The following is a 17,164-nucleotide window of genomic DNA, read 5'->3' as shown; positions in this document are numbered from 1 at the left end:
TCCACCCTGTAAAGTTTTTACAGCTTTTGTGAACTCAGTTTGGTTATTTATTTCAAGGTAAAATTATTTCACGCTGAATGTCGTGAGAGTTATCGAATAAAAGTAAGCACATTCAGGGAATCCTTAATTGAACATTAAGAACGAGGTGTAATTCTCCAATTTTAAGAAAAGTTTTCATCAGGGGAACTATTTTTTTGTTTTAAGGGAGATTTAAGTTTCCCCGTTCATCATGGGCGCAATATGTTGACGGGGACACCGATCATGACTGACACCTTTACAGAATTAAAAGCGAAAGTACCTCAAGCCACACTGTTGTTTTGGGTGCTAAAAATGATGTCCACAACGGTAGGTGAAACCGGAGCGGACTGGATAAACTTTGGGCTAGGATTGGGTCTGACCGGCACATCGATTATTTCTGCGTTGTTATTTTTATGCGTATTACTGATTCAGTTGCGCGCACCGCGTTATATCCCCTGGTTGTATTGGCTCACGGTGTTAATGGTGAGCATTACCGGTACGTTATTGACCGATTATCTGACCGACCAACTGCAGGTGCCATTGCTTTATTCTGTGGCGATGTTTGGTTCGGGACTGGTGATGGTGTTGATGTTTTGGCATCGCACCGAGGGCACGCTGGAATTCGCATCCATCAATACGAAAGGCCGTGAACTCTATTACTGGCTCGCCATTATAATCACCTTCGCTTTTGGTACCGCGTTAGGCGATGCGTTGGCCGAAAGATTATCGTTGGGCTATCTGACCACCACGCTGTTGTTTGCCGTGTTGATTGCGGCGACAGCCGTATTGTGGCGCGTAGGTAGACTCAGCAGCGTGACCTGTTTCTGGACGGTTTACGTTTTGACGCGCCCATTGGGGGCTTCACTCGCCGATCTGTTCTCTCAGCCGATTAAAGAGGGCGGATTGGGCTATGGCACCACGCCAGTCAATATTATTTTCCTGCTTGCGATGGCGATATTAATCGGCGCATCAACGTTGTACGGCCACTCATCGCGCCAGATATCCAAACTCTAAACAGATCAGGAATGAAAATATGTTGCAGCATCTGATGGATTATCTCTCGGGCAGTCACTTGATAGCGCTGGTAAATGCCGACCCTTTATATGTGGTGGCCATTGTCGCGGTGATTATTTTATGCGAGACCGGCCTGGTGATTGTGCCGTTTTTACCCGGCGATTCACTGTTATTCACATTAGGCGCCTTTTTACCGGCGACATCTGTTTCACCCTTGCTGGTGATCGCTCTGTTAACCGCCGCCGCTTTTATCGGCGATACGCTGAATTACCATATTGGCAAAGGGGCGGTGGGGCGTTTTATTTTGCGGCGTCAATGGCTGAAGGTTCAGCATCGGGAAAAGACGGAAGCCTTCTTTCGCAAATATGGCGCAGCCACCGTCTTTATTGGTCGCTTCGTGCCGATTGTGCGTAGCGTTGCGCCCTTTGTCGCGGGGCTGTCGTCCATGCCTCGCTCTGCATTTTTACTTTGGAATTTTGCGGGCGGTCTGGCGTGGTGTGGCAGTTTCATCGCGCTCGGCTATTTCCTGGGTGATCTGGCCTGGGTGCGCGATCACCGTGAATGGCTGGCGCTCGGCATTATTGGTCTTTCACTGCTGCCGGTGCTGACCGCGGTGATGCGTCCTGCCCAGCAGGAAGAGTCATGAGAGTGCTGCTGGTTGAAGATGACCGCATGATCGGTGATGCAGTGTATGCGGCGCTGAAGGATGCCGCCTACGCCGCCGATTGGGTGCGTGATGGCGAACAGGCGCTGCTGAGTCTGACGGCTCACCACTACGATTTGGTGCTGCTTGATCTGGGTTTACCGCGTCGTGATGGCGTTGAAGTGCTGAAGCAACTGCGTCAGCAAGGCAATCAGGTACCGCTGCTGATCGTTACCGCACGCGATGCACTGGAAGATCGTTTGAAGGGGCTGGATGCAGGTGCCGATGATTATGTGCTCAAGCCCTTTGCCATGAGCGAACTGCTGGCACGTGCACGTGCGGTGATGCGGCGCAAAGCAGGGAATGCCGCGCCATTGATGAGCAATGGGCTCTTGACGCTCAATCCGGCAACCCGGCAGGTGTGTCATCTTCAACGCGATGAAACCCACACGCTATCTGCCCGTGAGTATGCCCTGTTGCAGGCGTTAATCGCCCAGCCCGGTCAGATTTTTTCGCGCAGCGAGCTAGAAAGCAAAATTTACGGCTGGGGCGAAGAGGTTGAGAGCAACGCGATTGAGTACTTCATTCATTCGCTGCGTAAAAAGCTCGGTAGTGATGCGATTCAGAATGTGCGGGGCGTGGGATGGAAAGTCTCAAAAGACGCCTGAGTGAATCAGTGCAATTACGTCTGTCGCTGGTTTTGTGTGTTGCTGTCGGCAGTATCGCTTTTCTTAGCGGAGTGTTGGGTTTTCTCTCTGCCTGGGATGAAGCGCATGAGTTGCAGGATTCGTCGCTGCAACAAATCGCCAGTCTGGCGAAAGATGGCATGTTGACGCCCGGTAAGAGCAGTTTCATCAGCCCGCCGCTACAGGATGAGGAGGGCTCGCGCATTGTGGTGCACTTCATCATGCCTGCTGCGGCGCCCGTCGCTGATTTTGCACTGCCTGCACAGCTTGAGGCGGGTTTTCACACGCTGAAAGTCAATCAACAACGCTATCGCGTGCTGATAGAAAACATGGCTGGTGGCGTGCGCGTCGCGGTGGCGCAACGTGCTTCGGTGCAGGAAAGCGTCGCGCTCTCTTCTGCACTGCGCACTTTAGTGCCGTTCGGCATTCTTTTTCCGGTACTGCTGTATCTGATTGCCGATCTGGTGAAGAAGATTTTCCGCCCGATTCGCCAACTGGCGGCGGAGGTCGATCAGCAACGCGACAGTGCATCAATGTCACTGAATGGCGCGACAATTCCGCATGAAATTCAGCCCTTTATCATTGCCATCAATCGCTTGCTACAACGGTCTTCTGATGCCATCACGCAGCAGCGACGTTTTGTTGCGGATGCCGCCCACGAACTTCGCTCACCGCTGACGGCGCTGATGCTGCAATCCGAACGGCTGGCAAGTAGCGAACTGCCGCCGGAGAGCCAGCATCGGCTAAGTGATTTGCGTGCAGGTATGCAACGCGCCAGTTGGCTGGTGGAGCAGTTGCTGACGCTGAGCCGCGCTCAAAGTGTTGAAGCCGGAGTGCTGCCGCCCGTGGAGCGCACACAGGTTTTTGCGGTGATGAAGCAGGTGATTGCCGATCTGCATCCGTTAGCTGAGCACAAAGCCCAGGATCTGGGGGTGCTCAGTATCAGCGATGCGGAGGTGATGGTGCGCCCCTCTGATCTCTATACCGCGTTGCGCAATCTGTTGCACAACGCCATCCACTACACGCCGGAGGGAGGATGCATCGATATCGCTATCGAACAGCATCCCCGCCAGGTGTTGATCACCATCGAAGACTCCGGTCCGGGTATTCCAGCCGATAAGCACCATCGGGTGTTTGACGCTTTTTATCGCATGGAAGGCAATGACGCCAACGGCTCAGGCTTAGGTTTGTCGATTGTCCACGCCATGCTGGTTCGCATGCAGGGTGAGGTGGCGCTATCAGCCGCCACGCGCTTCCCATCGGGTTTGAAGGTAAGTGTTTCCCTGCCACTGGCTTAATTGATTACAAGGAGATAGCGATGTTTCTGACATCTGAAAATGCGGAAAATATTAACGACACGGTTTTCCTGCTGCTGAATGCGCCGGCGCATGCATCGACGGCAATGCTGAGTTTTGGCAATGTCTGCGCGACGTGGCTGATATTGATATATCCGCTGGCGTTGCTGGTTTATTGGTTCAGTTTTAACCGTGATAAGCAACAGGCGGCGTTGTCTGCTTTACTGACATCGCTGATCGCTTTAACCCTCAACGTGATCATCGGAGATTTCTTCCCTCATCCACGACCGTTTATGGTGCCGATTGGCCACACCTTTATTTCCCATGTCGCCGACGCTTCTTTCCCCAGCGATCATATGACACTGGCCTGTGCGATTACGATGAGCTTTTTATTTAGCCAACGGCAGATATCAGGTGCCGTGCTGCTGGTGATGAGCGGATTTATTGCCTGGGGTCGAATCTATATGGGGGTGCATTTCCCCAGCGATATGTTGGGTTCGGTGCTGGTGGCACTGGGGTGTGCATTCGCTGTGAATAAAGCGGAACCGCTACTCTCACCGCTGTTTGATAAACTCTGCAATTTGAATACTTATTTATTGGTTTATTTAAAACTCACGCGCGCAAAACATTAATTGACGGATAATTAAACCGATGCGATTTTTACGCAGCCCTTATATTGCGCTGTTCATCAGTTGTGCATTGTTGTTTGCTATTCCGTTATTTGCCTGGGGAATTCACTGGAGCTGGAATGCCAACGATCAATCCGCGCTGTTATGGTGGTTTTATGTGCTGACGCAGACCGTGAGTAAACCATTTGGCTTTATCACGTCTGCGTTAATGTTGTTTGTTTTGATTTATACGCTGAATATTCGTCGGGGAGAGTGGCTTAAATTTGCGTTGGTGATGTTATTGCCGGTGATCGTTGGACAACTGGCGGTCAGCGAGATCAAAAAGACCAACCATGAGCCGCGCCCCTATGTGGTGTGGCTGAGTCAGACGGACAGTGAGATTGATCGCCACTTTTACCAGGATGATCCTGCCCAGCGGCAGCAGCTGGTTAGCCAGCGGTTGGCTAATAACCCCCAGATTCCGGATTGGCAGAAGCAGCACTGGCTTCAACAGGTCGATCCTGCTTTTCCTTCCGGGCACACGATTTTTGCCGCCACCTGGGCATTAATGGCGGTGGCGCTGCTGATGGCGCGGGGTAAGTGGCTGTTGGCTGGGGGAGTGATGCTGTGGGCCTATGGCGTGATCATCAGCCGTCTGGCGCTGGGTATGCACTGGCCGGGGGATCTGTTTACGTCGATTATGATTGCGCTGTATCTGAGTTTGCCTGCGGTGTGGTGGTGGTTGCGGCGAAAGGCAGGCTAAACGTTGCTCTACAAGCATTAGGTGATAACGCAGTCTGGTGCCGCTCTGGGGCTGGCTGTCCTCGCGCCGCTGACGCGGTACCTTCACTTCACTCGTCAGCCTGACGGACCGGTGCAGACGGGACTTTCCCTGTCCCGGCTGCACCTTTCGCCAGCATCCATGCTGGCTCTCCTGGCTTCCTCATTCCGTTCAGCGCTGCGAAATGCCCGCCCCAGAGCGGCACCAGCCTGCTTGCTAACATCCGTTTACGCTGTTTGAAAGGGCGCGATGACTCAGGCGATAGCGCTTTTACTGCCACAAAGCGCACTGTGTCGGAGGCCCGCACCAACATGTTCATATATATAAAAAGGCCGCCATTTTAGAAAATAGCGGCCTCATTCAAAAAGGACCTAAGCTGGCAAGCATTCGCCAGCGAATTAACTATCTTATTGCTGCTGATAAACCGGCGAGTGGACGGATTTATCGGTCAGGGGATGTAGATTGCTGTCATTATTAACGTGATGATATTGATCCTCATCCCCCATATTAATTTTCCGTTCGCCTAGATCGAAAGGATAATTCTCGTACAGTTTATTCGGTGTGCCGGGATGCCAACTGGCGGGGGTTAATAGCCAGGTGTTGGCGGTGCGTTCCACGCCGATATTCGCTTCGACCTGAGTGACAGCTAACAGGGAAAACGCGGCTACAAGTATCATCAATAATTTCTGTTTCATGGTGGTCACCTCGTGGTTAATAACAACTGTTGTGTTGATAGTGTTATTTTCTCACGGTGGCGGTGACCACACTCAAACCTGAAGATGACAATTCTGACAGGCGTGTTTATTGCGGTATCGAGAAGGTAAAGGTGCTGCCCTGGCCTGGCGTGCTGATGACCGCCACTTTACCGCCGTGTAACTCGGCGATGGTCTTCACAATCGCCAACCCTAATCCGGTATTTTCTGCGCTGGTGCGTGAAGGATCGGCACGATAAAAACGTTCAAACAGATGCGGAAGATGCTCAGGCTCAATGCCCTCGCCACTATCCTGCACGCTAAAGTGCAGCCAGTGAGGTTCTCGCACAGCGCGCAGAATGATCTCACCGCCTGCGGGCGTGTAGTGCAGGGCATTCGACAGCAGGTTAGAGATGGCGCGCTGAAAATGCAGCGGATCGGCAGAGAATGACTCATCGCCGGCTTGTATCAGCGTGATGTTTTTCTCCTCAGCCAGAATGTCGTAAAAACCAATTAAACGCCGGAATTCATTGGCGCTATTCAGCTGCTCTTTTTTCAACGGCTCGCGGCTGTTATCGGCGCGGGCCAGAAACAGCATGGAAGAGACGGTGCGCGACAAGCGTTCACCTTCTTCCACTATCGCCTCTAACGTATCCTGGTACTCCGCTGTGCTGCGTGGTTGATTCAGGGTCACGCTGGCCGCTGAAATCAAGTTATTGATCGGTGCCCGCAGCTCATGGGCGAGGTCAGAAGAGAAGCGCGTGAGTTGGGCAAAAGACGCTTCCAGTCGCGTAAGCATACTGTCGAATGATGAGGCCAACACCACCAACTCCGACGGCCAGCGCTCGGTGGCCAAACGCGTATGCAACTCTTCGACGTTGATGGTTTCAATCTGGCGGCTGATCACCCGCAGCGGACGCAGGCCACGACGTGCCAGACCATAGCCGCAGGCGGCAAACAGCAGGATCGCCAGCGCAGCAGCAATCTGCATGCGCGCCCAATAATTTTCGATGATTTCATTATTGCGTGAGACGTTGAGCGCGGCCTGCACCAACCACAGCTCTTTATCCTTGAGAGGGAAAGTGGTGGCGGTAATCAGATACTTCTCGTGCAGCTCACCGTCATGATGCTTCCAGCTCTGGTAGTTAAAATCTTTGGTCGGGGCAGGATAGGCCGATTGCGGCACGCGCATATTTTTTGACTGAGACCAGACTTTGCCGTCCGGACTGATAATGCGCAGCGACAAACGATCCTGCTCGGCGATAAATTCAAACAACTCCTTCTGCCACTGCTCTTGCGGCCCCTGGCGTTCGCTGATGGTGCTGGCAATCTCTTTTTGGAACTGCAGCGTGCTGCGCAACTCATTGACATCTTTACTGTTGAGTTGGTCGCGCAGGGTCTGATAAAGCAAGCCAGAAACGCTGTACAGCACAATCGCCATCGCCAGAGAGAAGAACAGGGTGAGTCGAACGGTAATCGGGACGTTACGGGGTATCAACATGCTCTTTTTCTTCCAGGACATAACCGGCACCCCGAATGGTGTGCAGCAGTTTTACCGCATAGTTATCATCAATTTTGCCGCGCAGACGGCGGATAGCGACATCAATCACGTTGGTTTCAGGATCAAAATTCATGTCCCACACCTGCTCGGCGATCACCGTGCGCGACAGGACTTCGCCACTGCGGCGCATCAACAGGCTTAACAACAAAAACTCCTTCTGCGTCAGCTCGATACGGTTGCCTTCGCGTGTGACCTTGTGCTTAACAAAGTCCAGCACCAGCCCGCCAATCTGCAACTGCGATTCGTCGCTGCTCAACACCGCGCTGGGCGTCTGACGGCGCAGGATCACCCGCGCGCGTGCCAGCAGTTCGCTAAAAGAGAAGGGCTTGATCAGGTAATCTTCCGCGCCAAGTTCTAACCCTTTAACCCGGTCCTCGACATCATCCCGTGCCGTGAGAAACATCACTGGCGTCGCACGGTCGGCCTGCCGCGCCATCTCCAGCAGCTTCCAGCCGTTGATGCCCGGCAACATCACATCCAGTATCGCCAGGTCATAGTCGTGCGTCAGCAGCAGGTGCAAGCCATCTATACCGTTGGCGGCCACATCCACCACAAAGTCATTCTCGCGCAGCCCTTTGGCGATGTAGTCCGCGGCCATCTGTTGGTCTTCTACTAATAACAATCTCATGCTTCCTCCGTCGCGTGGGTCAGCGCATCCAGACGTGCACCGGTACGATCAAACAGCAAATACAGCACCGGGGTGATAAACAGGGTAATGAATTGCGAAAACACCAGACCACCGACCACGGCGACACCCATCGGCTGGCGTAACTCGGCACCGGCACCCCAGCCGCAGGCAATCGGCAGCGCCCCCATAATGGCGCAAAGGGTGGTCATCATGATCGGGCGGAAACGCTGCAGGCAGGCTTGAATAATGGCGTCATGGGCACTTAACCCCTGCTCACGCTGCGCAGATAGCGCAAAATCGATCATCATGATGGCGTTCTTCTTCACAATGCCGATCAGCAACAAGATACCAATCATGGCGATGAAGGTGAGATCCAACCCCATGAGTCGTAACGACAGTAGCGCGCCTACCGCAGCGGATGGCAGGCCCAGCAGAATAGTGATGGGATGGATCCAGCTCTCATACAGCATGCCGAGAATCACATAAATCACCGCCAGTGCCAGCACAATCAACCACACCTGGCTGCTCTGCGACTGCTGGTACAACGCAGCTTGCCCGGCGTAGTTACCGAATACCGTGGCGGGAAGGTTGATGGCACTCTCTGCCTGACTAATGGCTTGCGTAGCATCGGACAGCGACTTACCGGGTGCCAGGTCAAATGAAATGGTGATGGCCGGTAACTGCCCCTGATGGTTCACGGCGGTCACGCCCTGCACGCGGCTAATATGCGTGAAGGTCGACAGCGGCAACAGATCGCCCGAAGCAGAGCGAACATAGATTTGTGACAGATCACTCTCGTTCTGACGGAAAGGCTGCTGCACTTCCATGATCACCTCATAACTGTCTTCCGGGGCGTAGATGGTGGAAGCCTGTAATGTGCCGAAGGCGGCGTACAAATTACTGCGGATCTGGTCGAGATCGACCCCCAGCAAAGAGGCTTTATTGCGGTCAATGGTGAGTTGCGCCTGTAGGCCATTCAGCTGGGCATCGCTGTTCACCCCGACAAACACGCCGCTCTTGTTCATCTCGGCCATCAGTTGATTAGTGTAGTCGTTAAGACTCAAGCCACTGCTGCTGCTCACCGATTGCAGCGTGTATTGATAGGTACTTTTTGCCGCACGGCCACCCACTTTAAAGTTTTGCACCGGGCTGAAGAACACCTGAATGCCAGGTAAGTAGTGGGTTTCGGCGCGCATCTGTTGCAACACTTGCGCCATCGCCGGGCGCTGGCTGGCGTCCTTCAACGTAATGTTGAGTTGAGTCGTGTCGTGATCCACTTTCGTCACCAGCGTCTCTACCGCACTGTCATTTAACAACGTGTTGCCCAACTGGAAGGCCACCTGTTTACGCGCGTCGTAGGACATATCCTGCGGCGTGTCGATGTTTGCCGTGACCTGGCCGATATCCTCATGTGGGAAGAACCCTTTCGGTGCACTGATATACAGCCAGGCGGTCAATGCGACGGTCAACACGGCGACCGAAAGCGTCACGGCACGATGAGCCACCGCCCAATTTAATCCGCGCGCATAGTGCTGACGCAGCGTCTCAAACCCGCGTTCAAACAGACGGCTCCACGCCGGCTCTGGTTTTGCGTGATCGGCATTATGGCGCATCAACATCGGTACCAGCAGCGGGATGATGGTGAGTGAGGCGGCAGCGGAAACCAGAATCGCCAGTGACACCACCCAGGCAAATTCATGGAAGAGCAGTCCCATGGTGCCGGGCATAAAGAAGATGGGGATAAACACCGCCACCAGCGATAGCGAGATGGAGATCACCGTGAAGCCGACTTCTCTGACGCCTTTTAATGCCGCGTGTTTGGGATCTTCACCCTGTTCGATGTAGCGCATGATATTTTCCAGCACCACAATGGCATCATCCACTACCAGCCCGACGGCGATGGTCAAACCCATCAGGGAAATGTTATCGAGACTCAAGCCAAAGGCGTACATCAGGCCAAAGGAACCCAGCAGCGAAATCGGTACGCTTAACGCGGGGATCACCGTGGCGCGTACGTGACGCAGGAACAGCAGGATCACCATAATCACCAGCGCAATGGTCAGCAGCAGGGTGAGATTGACGTCGTGAATGGCGTTGCGCACCGAGATCGAACGGTCATTGAGCAGCTGCATGTGAACCGAAGCAGGCATCTGCTGCTGCAATTTCGGTAACAGCTGCTTGATGGTGTCGAGTGTCGCCACCAGATTGGCACCCGGCTGGCGCGTCACGCTCAGCACGATGGCGGTGTGATTGTTCACGGCACTGTGGCTCAGCGTGTTTTCAATGCTGTCCTGCACGCTGGCAATGTCTGAAAGCCTGACCGGCTGACCATTGCGCGTTGCCACCACCACCTGACTGAAATCGCTGGCATTGCGCAGGTCACCGTCGGTCTGCAACATCATCATCTGCCTCTTTCCATCCAACTCACCAACAGGGGAATTGTCATTGGCCGCCTTTAGCGCAGTGTGCAACTCTTCCAGCGTCATGTTGGTGGCGGCGAGTTTGGCAGGATCAACTTCCACGCGCACCGCATAGCGCTTCTGACCAATCACCGTGACTTCCGCTACGCCCTTGATCATCGACAGTGATGGCGAGATCAAATCGTCCGAGTAACGGTTAAGATCCGAGAGCGTCATGGAGGGTGAATCCAGACTGATCTGCGCAATTGGCGCATCCGCTGGATTGACCTTGCGGAAGGTTGGCGGGGTGGTCATCTGCGAGGGCAGTTTTTTCAGTGACTGATACAGCGCCGCCTGCACATCTACCGAGGCTGAATCGATGTTCACCGAGGGATCAAACTCCAGCACGATGGTGGTGGCGCCCTCAAGGTTGGTCGACGTCATGGTCGCCACACCCGGAATGGTCGCCAGATTCTTTTCCAGCGGTGTGGCCACTGAGGATGCCATGGTTTCCGGGCTGGCGCCTGACAGTGAGGCGTTCACTTTGATGGTAGGCGTATCAAAAGTGGGCAGGGCAGCGACGGGCAAATGCTGCCAGCACACCGCACCCGCCACCATGATGGCAATCCAAAACAGCAGTACGGCAATCGGCCGCTGTAAACAACGCTCAGAGAAACTCATGGCTGCATGACCGCCTTATCAATGTTGCTGGCAATCTGCACCCTGATGCCGGGGCGCAAGTTATTCGCCCCCTCATTCACCACTTTAGTGCCCTGCGCGAGCCCATTAATCACCGCCAGAGACTGCTGCACGCGCAGCAGTGTGACCGTCTGTGCTTGCGCCTGGTTGTGTGCATCAATCACATAGACGAAATGACCCTCCGGCCCGTTTTGCACTGCCTGCGGTGGCAGGACAACGGCATCTGGCGTGATGCCCGCATCAACTTTGACATTCTGGAACAGACCGGGCCACAGCAGGTGCTGATGGTTATCGAAGTGGGCTTTAAGCGTAATGGTGCCGCTGGTGGTGCTGACGCTGTTATCAATAAAGTCGAGGGTGCCTTGTGTCGGCTTACCGCTGGCATCCTCAACCCAAACGGTCACCGGTCCCTGGGCTTGGGCCGCCAGTACCGGTTTCAAATCGTTCTCAGGCAGGGTAAACGCGACACCAATCGGATCGAACTGGATGAGTGAGACCAGTGGCAATGTGCTGCCGGGCTGCACCAGGCTGCCGGGATGGACATTCAGCGCCCCGGTTTTGCCGCCGACAGGCGCGGTAATGCGCGTATAGCCGAGGTTGACCTGTGCGGTTTGCACATCTTGCTGTGCGGCCTTGAACTGAGCCTGATACTGCTGAAGGTTACTTTGCAGCGTGTCCCAGTCAGACAGAGAGATATAGTTTTTCGCTTTTAACATGCGACCGCGTTGCAGATCATTCTGCGCTTTCACCAGCAGCGCTTTGGATTCCCCTGCAGCAGCCACCGCCCGATCATAGGCGGCCTGCTGGCTGGCATCATCAAGCGTAAACAGTCGCTGCCCGGCTCTAACGAAATCCCCTTCATGGAAATCGACGCTTTTCACCGTGCCAGTGAGTTGCGCCTGGATGTCCACCTGGTTGAGCGGCACCACATGACCTTGCGTTGCCAGGGTAATCGGTAGCGGTTTCACCGAGGCACTGACCGTGCTGACCAGCACCGGAGTGTGGGCGGGTTTCACGGCCGCATCGGCCTGTTGTTTCGGCCAGAAATACCAGCCGCTCCCGCCGACGATCAAACCGACCATCAGCAGAAGAGAGTGTTTAGATTGAAAAGCCATGGTGCCTCGACGAGCGTTGTCATTTTTCACAAGTTTATCGAAGGCCACCGAACAGAATGGAAAGAGGCAGATGACAAATTTGTCATCTTCAGATGCACAGATTCTTCAGTGGGTTACAAAAAGAAAAACGCCACAGCGTGGCGTTTTAGCGGGTGAACCAGATAGTCAGAAAACTCACGACGGCGAACAGGCTCACTGCAATCGCCAGATACTCGCTGGCGGGACGAACAAACATCGATTTCATAAAAATATCCTCGTGGTCATGAGGCTATTTTCGCGAACCAAGATTAACGCAACCTTAGGGCTAAACCCTGTGCGTCAGGTACCGCGAAAAATCAATTGTGCGTCCAGTAAGTGCCGGTTTCCGGGATGGGCAGGAATTGCTGGTTCATCTCCCGCAGCGTGTCATCGGGTGACAGATCGTGGAACAGCTGTGGATGGAAGGTTTTGGCAAAAAATTCGGCGGCCAGCAGGTGCCATGGGCTCATGTAGAAATTTTGCCAGAAGGCGGCGGCGCGCTGCTGCTGCACGGCGGGCAGGGCCGAAACCGTGCTGTCCTGGGCTAACGCCCGCAGAAAGGTGGTTTTGGCTTGCTCCGTATTGACCAATGGGCCGAGTTGCAGTGCTGTGGTTTCTTCCGGGCCCGAAGAGCCGGTGGCGATATAGATATCGGGATTAGCGGCTATCACCGCTTCCGGGTTGAGCTGACCAAATACGGCGGGAAAACGACCGGCGGCAATGTTGTCGCCCCCGGCGAAGGCGATCAAATCCGCCAGATTGCCGTGCGCCACCGTGGTACAGCATTCGGCTTTCTTACCCAGATGTAATTGCAGCATCACTTTCGGACGCGTGCCGTGCCAGTTAGCTAAACGATCGCGAATACGCTGCATATGCTGCTGATAGAAGGCAATGAAGCGCTCGCTTTTCGCCTCATCATTGAGTGCCGCGCCCAGCGTACGCAGACTGGCAACGGTATTGGCCAGCGGATCGACGCGGAAATCAAGAAACAGCACCGGGATATTCGCGGCCTGTAGCTGCTGCATAAACAGCGAGTTATTGGGCGGAGTACGGGCATACACCGGCAGGATCACCAAATCCGGCTGCAGCGCGATAATTTTCTCTACATTAAGCTGCGAGAAGTTGGAGTTGCCAATCTGGGTAATGTTGCCGATTGCCGGGAAGGCTTTGACGTAGCGGTCCCAGGTTTGCTTATCGAGATTGTGAAGATCCGCGGGCCAGCCGACCACCCGTTTCGCCGGGTTGCCATCCTCCACCAGCGCGAGGGTGTAGATCATCCGGCTTTCGCCAATCACAATCCGCTGCGGATTGTCCGGGACATTCACCTGACGTTGCAGGCTATCGGTCAGGGTTTTGCTCTGCGAAGCCAGCGGCAATAGCAGAAGCAATGTCAGTAGCACTTTTTTCATCGCGTTGCTCACAGTAGGCTCCGCCCTGAGAGGCGGAGCGCAGCAGATTAGAAGTCGACGGCAGCCTGCAAATACATCACGCGGGGTTCACCTTCAATCACGCGCAGGTTACCGGCGCTGGATTCGTAGTATTCGCGGTTGAACAGGTTCTTCACGTTAAGCTTCAATTGGGTGTGTTTGCCGATCAACTGGCTGTCCCAGGCAATAAACGCATCGGCCACGGTGTAAGCGGGCATCACGAAGCTGTTTTCTGGATCGCCCGCACGGGTGCCAACATAGCGTCCACCGCCGCCGAGTCGCAGTTCACCTGGCAACCACGAGAAGCGCAGAGTGTGGCTCAGATACAGGCTGCCCATATTGGTCGGTGCGTTCACCAGACGGTTGCCGACGTTGTCAGGATTAACGTTGTCGGAAACAATCTCGGTTTTGTCGTAGCTGTAGTTAGCGATCAGGTTCCAGTCAGGCGCAAACTCGCCGTTGACCTCCAGCTCCGCACCGGTCGAGCGTGCTTTGGGAATGTTGCGCGTCACGCCGTTAATGAAAATCGACATGTCCTCTTCATCAATGCGGTACAACGCCAGCGTGGCGGCCAGATTGGGTGCAACCTGCCACTTAGAACCCACTTCCCAGGTGGTGCCTTTTTCGGTGGAGGCCACATTGCCGTCATCGTCGGTTTGGGTTGATGGCGTAAATGATTTGCTGTAGCTGCCGTACAGTGAGACGTCCGGCAAGACTTTGTACACCACTCCCAATTGCGGCAGGAAAGCGTTGCCGCGATCGTTGAGTGTGGTTTCAGGATCGATAAAGCCGTTGCTGGAGGTTTGGGTGTAGCGCTGGAAACGGCCACCCAATACCGCGGTCCATTTGTCCGTCAGATGAATGCTGTCTTTGGCAAACACTGAGCGGCTATAAAGATTGGTGCGCAGATTGCTCAGCGCATCGTTATAGGTGCTGTCGCTGACGATCGGCTCTTCGCCGTACACCGGGTCGTACATGTTGAAGGTGCGTGAAACAGTGCCGCGATAGGATCGCGCTTTGTAGGTTTCGTTCTGCTCATAATCGACACCCACCAACAAGTCGTGCTGCATGCCCGCGATAGTGGGAGAACCGCTGATGTCCCAGGAGACATATTCCGTCTGATGGTTGAAGCCACGGTTAGCGTCAGCGCGGCGCGAAACGATGCCGGTCGTGGTGTTGATGGCGGTGGCGCGCACTTCGTTACTGTCATAACGGCGCTGCATCCAGCCATAGTTAAGGTGCGTATCCCAGACATCATTGAGGATGTAACCGTATGAGACGTTCAGGCGCTTGTTTTTGCCCCTGGCATGGTTGGCGTTGTCGTCGAGACGACGGTTGTAAGGAATATCGACGGGTTTCCCGCCAATAAACGCCGTACCACGGTCGTAGGGCACATCGTATTTATACTCGACGTAGCTGATGTTGAAGGACGCGCGATCGCCGTACCAGCTTAATGACGGCGCCAGCAGGGTATGTTCGTTAACACCAAAATTACGCCAGTAATCCTCGCGCTGACGTTCAGCCACCATGCGGAAAGCAAAGCCGTTACCGAGCGGACCGGTGATATCGACCATGCCAGTGCCACCGCCGTAACTGCTGGATTCACCGCTGATGTGGGTGTTCCACTCGTATTGCGGCTTTTTACTCACCAGATTGATGATGCCGCCAGGATTCAGAATGCCGTACAGCAGCGATGAGGATCCTTTCAGCACCTCGACATGATCGATGCTGGCATCCATGGTTAATCCCTGGTTACTGCGCACGCCGTCGATGAAGATTGAACCGTCGGTGTTGGAGCCGAAGCCGCGCTTTACAAAGCCATCTTCAGTACCGCCCAACGTATTACCTTGAGTCACGCCACTGACGAACTTCACCGCATCATTCAGGCTGGTGACCTGATAATCCTTCATCACTTGTGGCGTCACCACGCTGATCGACTGCGGTGTTTCGTTGCGTGGCGTTGAGGTGCGCAGTGTCGCCGCGGCATCGTCCTGGTTATAGCTGCTGGAAGTGGTCTCCGGGGCGGCTGTAACGGTCAAGGTTTGATCCGCGCCGCTGGCTGAGTAACTGCACAGCAGGGTGGAAGCCAGTAATACCTGAGAGCCAGAGAGCGTATATTTTACCGCTGGTGAAAATAAGCAAAGATACTTCATTAAGTTAAATCCGCATCAAAAAGGGAAAGATTCAGAAGAGCGGATGGTAATGAGATTGATTTCCATTTACAACAAAATATTGCTGTATCGTTATCAATTCAGGCTATTTATTTTACTATTTCACTGGAAAGTGAGTTGGCACAAAACCACTATTCAATGCAATGTTGAGATTAAATGTAGTTTTTAAATCCATTGTTTTATATGTGTTTATTGTATGTATGTAGTAGTCGGTGTAGTTTCAGGGTGTATATTCATCATCCACTACATTTCACCCGGGCGGCGGCGATGTTAACCCCAACGATCCTTCGATAAACGGATGATGATTAATTTAATTAAATTAAGGTATTCTTAATTTTCATTTTAATAATACCTTTGCCATTAAAGAAATATAGCGGTGAGAAGGGATGGCGTGGCTTTGATTCCATACAAATTCTGGATTATCCTCGCAGAACTTTATCGCGATAACGTCGCGAAGCATCATCCAACCTACTCATATAAAAGGTGTTTGTTCCCGTGAGCGATTCCGCACCGAAAACCAGTAAACGCCCTTACGATCTCTACGGCGAACGCTTTCACGCCTGTAAACATCAACTCACGCCACGCCTGTTCAAAGTGGCGAATTACATCCATCAGCATCGCAGTGTGGTACTGGATAAAACCGCGCTGGGTATCGCTATTGATACCCAGACCTCGGATGCCACAGTGATCCGTGCCATTCAGGCGTTGGGTTTCTCCGGCTATCGCGATCTGAAAATTGTGATGGCGGAGTATCTGGGCGTCACACAACGATCGCCGGCGCGTGTGGCCTCGACTGTCAATGCCTTGTCGCAGGATGCCAAAGGGAGTGTGGATTTCGTGCTGGATAGCTATCGCATCAGTTGCGATATGCTGTCGTCCACGGCGAACAGAAAGGCGATTCAGCAAGCCATCGATCTGTTGCAGCATGCAGAACGGGTGGCGATCTTTGGCATCGGTGCTTCAGCCATTCTTGCCGATTACACTGCACGACTCTTTAAACGTAACGGTACCGCATGCTATGTGCTTAATCGCACCGGCATTGCACTCAGCGAACAGATTGCGGAGATGCGCCATGCTGATGTCCTGATTATGCTGGTGCAGAGCAGTGCGCATCCGGAAGGATTGGTGACAATGGCCGAAGCACAACGACTGGGGATGAAAATCATTGTCCTGACAGGCGCCACCGACAGTCATTTTGCTCAGCGATCGGATGTGACGATTGAGATCCCGCGCAGCCGTGAGGCGGATAAAATGCCGGTGCATGCTACGCCGATGATCTGTCTGGAGATCCTGGTGTTAGGGCTGGCCGCCACGACGCCGGTCGCCACCATGAATAGCATGAGCAAGTTGTATGAAATCAGCAACGCGTTGACCCGCCCTGGGGCGCGGAGAAGTCATAAGCTCTGAAA

General features: G+C 53.8%; 14 protein-coding genes. 7 read left to right on the top strand and 7 right to left on the bottom strand.

All coding sequences use genetic code 11. The features are described 5' to 3' along the window. The first annotated feature begins 261 nt into the window (after window positions 1-261). The 6 genes from VI01_RS12925 to VI01_RS12900 are packed head-to-tail and all read left to right on the top strand — an operon-like array spanning window position 262 to window position 5,027. The gene (locus VI01_RS12925; protein WP_045815481.1) at window positions 262-1,032 is read left to right on the top strand and encodes a membrane protein; all 771 of its coding nucleotides are present in this window, start codon (window positions 262-264) and stop codon (window positions 1,030-1,032) included. Window positions 1,033-1,051: 19 nt separating this feature from the next. Then, on the top strand, window positions 1,052-1,678 hold the full coding sequence (locus VI01_RS12920) for a VTT domain-containing protein (protein WP_045815455.1): 627 nt from the start codon (window positions 1,052-1,054) through the stop codon (window positions 1,676-1,678). Continuing rightward, complete coding sequence (locus VI01_RS12915) at window positions 1,675-2,343, top strand: response regulator transcription factor (RefSeq protein WP_045815454.1); 669 nt, start codon at window positions 1,675-1,677, stop codon at window positions 2,341-2,343. Before VI01_RS12920 ends, VI01_RS12915 begins: the two co-directional genes overlap by 4 nt. After that, window positions 2,319-3,659 carry an ATP-binding protein gene (locus tag VI01_RS12910; protein WP_045815453.1) on the top strand — a complete coding sequence of 447 codons (1,341 nt, stop codon included), beginning with the start codon at window positions 2,319-2,321 and terminating at the stop codon, window positions 3,657-3,659. The genes VI01_RS12915 and VI01_RS12910 overlap by 25 nt, the downstream gene beginning before the upstream one ends. Before the next feature lie 20 nt (window positions 3,660-3,679). Next, on the top strand, window positions 3,680-4,288 hold the full coding sequence (locus VI01_RS12905) for a phosphatase PAP2 family protein (RefSeq protein WP_045815452.1): 609 nt from the start codon (window positions 3,680-3,682) through the stop codon (window positions 4,286-4,288). A 19-nt stretch (window positions 4,289-4,307) separates the two neighbouring features. Beyond that, entirely contained in the window at window positions 4,308-5,027 is a 720-nt protein-coding gene (locus VI01_RS12900) for a phosphatase PAP2 family protein (protein ID WP_045815451.1), read from the top strand. A 425-nt stretch (window positions 5,028-5,452) separates the two neighbouring features. Here the strand turns inward: VI01_RS12900 and VI01_RS12890 are convergent, their stop codons facing one another. The 7 genes from VI01_RS12890 to VI01_RS12860 all read right to left on the bottom strand — a co-directional run bounded on the left by VI01_RS12890 (window position 5,453) and on the right by VI01_RS12860 (window position 15,737). Further along, complete coding sequence (locus tag VI01_RS12890) at window positions 5,453-5,740, bottom strand: hypothetical protein (protein WP_045815449.1); 288 nt, start codon at window positions 5,738-5,740, stop codon at window positions 5,453-5,455. Between the two features lie 106 nt (window positions 5,741-5,846). Further along, entirely contained in the window at window positions 5,847-7,238 is a 1,392-nt protein-coding gene (locus tag VI01_RS12885; RefSeq protein ID WP_045815448.1) for a heavy metal sensor histidine kinase, read from the bottom strand. Then, window positions 7,222-7,926 (bottom strand): heavy metal response regulator transcription factor, encoded by a 705-nt coding sequence (locus tag VI01_RS12880; RefSeq protein WP_045815447.1) that lies wholly within the window; start codon window positions 7,924-7,926, stop codon window positions 7,222-7,224. Before VI01_RS12880 ends, VI01_RS12885 begins: the two co-directional genes overlap by 17 nt. After that, window positions 7,923-11,006, bottom strand: coding sequence for an efflux RND transporter permease subunit (locus tag VI01_RS12875; protein WP_045815446.1), 3,084 nt, complete (start codon window positions 11,004-11,006; stop codon window positions 7,923-7,925). Before VI01_RS12875 ends, VI01_RS12880 begins: the two co-directional genes overlap by 4 nt. Beyond that, window positions 11,003-12,139 (bottom strand): efflux RND transporter periplasmic adaptor subunit, encoded by a 1,137-nt coding sequence (locus VI01_RS12870; RefSeq protein WP_045815445.1) that lies wholly within the window; start codon window positions 12,137-12,139, stop codon window positions 11,003-11,005. Before VI01_RS12870 ends, VI01_RS12875 begins: the two co-directional genes overlap by 4 nt. Before the next feature lie 335 nt (window positions 12,140-12,474). Next, complete coding sequence (locus VI01_RS12865) at window positions 12,475-13,566, bottom strand: ABC transporter substrate-binding protein (protein ID WP_045815480.1); 1,092 nt, start codon at window positions 13,564-13,566, stop codon at window positions 12,475-12,477. Between the two features lie 47 nt (window positions 13,567-13,613). Beyond that, window positions 13,614-15,737 carry a TonB-dependent siderophore receptor gene (locus tag VI01_RS12860; RefSeq protein ID WP_082082057.1) on the bottom strand — a complete coding sequence of 708 codons (2,124 nt, stop codon included), beginning with the start codon at window positions 15,735-15,737 and terminating at the stop codon, window positions 13,614-13,616. 513 nt (window positions 15,738-16,250) lie between these two features. Here VI01_RS12860 and VI01_RS12855 point away from each other — a divergent pair. Continuing rightward, window positions 16,251-17,162, top strand: coding sequence for a MurR/RpiR family transcriptional regulator (locus VI01_RS12855; RefSeq protein WP_045815444.1), 912 nt, complete (start codon window positions 16,251-16,253; stop codon window positions 17,160-17,162). The last annotated feature ends 2 nt before the right edge of the window (window positions 17,163-17,164 follow it).

The sequence above is a fragment of the Pantoea sp. SM3 genome (assembly GCF_000963995.1).
Taxonomy (GTDB): Bacteria; Pseudomonadota; Gammaproteobacteria; order Enterobacterales; family Enterobacteriaceae; genus Pantoea; species Pantoea rwandensis_B.
The sequence above is the reverse complement of the archived record's forward strand: the minus strand, read 5'-3'. Positions and strand labels throughout refer to the sequence as shown.

Coding starts and splice junctions, on each gene's coding strand:
- VI01_RS12905 (WP_045815452.1), top strand. CDS start 3,680: ATGTTTCTGACATCTGAAAATGCGGAAAATATTAACGACACGGTTTTC.
- VI01_RS12865 (WP_045815480.1), bottom strand. CDS start 13,566: ATGAAAAAAGTGCTACTGACATTGCTTCTGCTATTGCCGCTGGCTTCG.
- VI01_RS12890 (WP_045815449.1), bottom strand. CDS start 5,740: ATGAAACAGAAATTATTGATGATACTTGTAGCCGCGTTTTCCCTGTTA.
- VI01_RS12920 (WP_045815455.1), top strand. CDS start 1,052: ATGTTGCAGCATCTGATGGATTATCTCTCGGGCAGTCACTTGATAGCG.
- VI01_RS12860 (WP_082082057.1), bottom strand. CDS start 15,737: ATGAAGTATCTTTGCTTATTTTCACCAGCGGTAAAATATACGCTCTCT.
- VI01_RS12870 (WP_045815445.1), bottom strand. CDS start 12,139: ATGGCTTTTCAATCTAAACACTCTCTTCTGCTGATGGTCGGTTTGATC.
- VI01_RS12925 (WP_045815481.1), top strand. CDS start 262: ATGACTGACACCTTTACAGAATTAAAAGCGAAAGTACCTCAAGCCACA.
- VI01_RS12875 (WP_045815446.1), bottom strand. CDS start 11,006: ATGAGTTTCTCTGAGCGTTGTTTACAGCGGCCGATTGCCGTACTGCTG.
- VI01_RS12915 (WP_045815454.1), top strand. CDS start 1,675: ATGAGAGTGCTGCTGGTTGAAGATGACCGCATGATCGGTGATGCAGTG.
- VI01_RS12880 (WP_045815447.1), bottom strand. CDS start 7,926: ATGAGATTGTTATTAGTAGAAGACCAACAGATGGCCGCGGACTACATC.
- VI01_RS12885 (WP_045815448.1), bottom strand. CDS start 7,238: ATGTTGATACCCCGTAACGTCCCGATTACCGTTCGACTCACCCTGTTC.
- VI01_RS12910 (WP_045815453.1), top strand. CDS start 2,319: ATGGAAAGTCTCAAAAGACGCCTGAGTGAATCAGTGCAATTACGTCTG.
- VI01_RS12900 (WP_045815451.1), top strand. CDS start 4,308: ATGCGATTTTTACGCAGCCCTTATATTGCGCTGTTCATCAGTTGTGCA.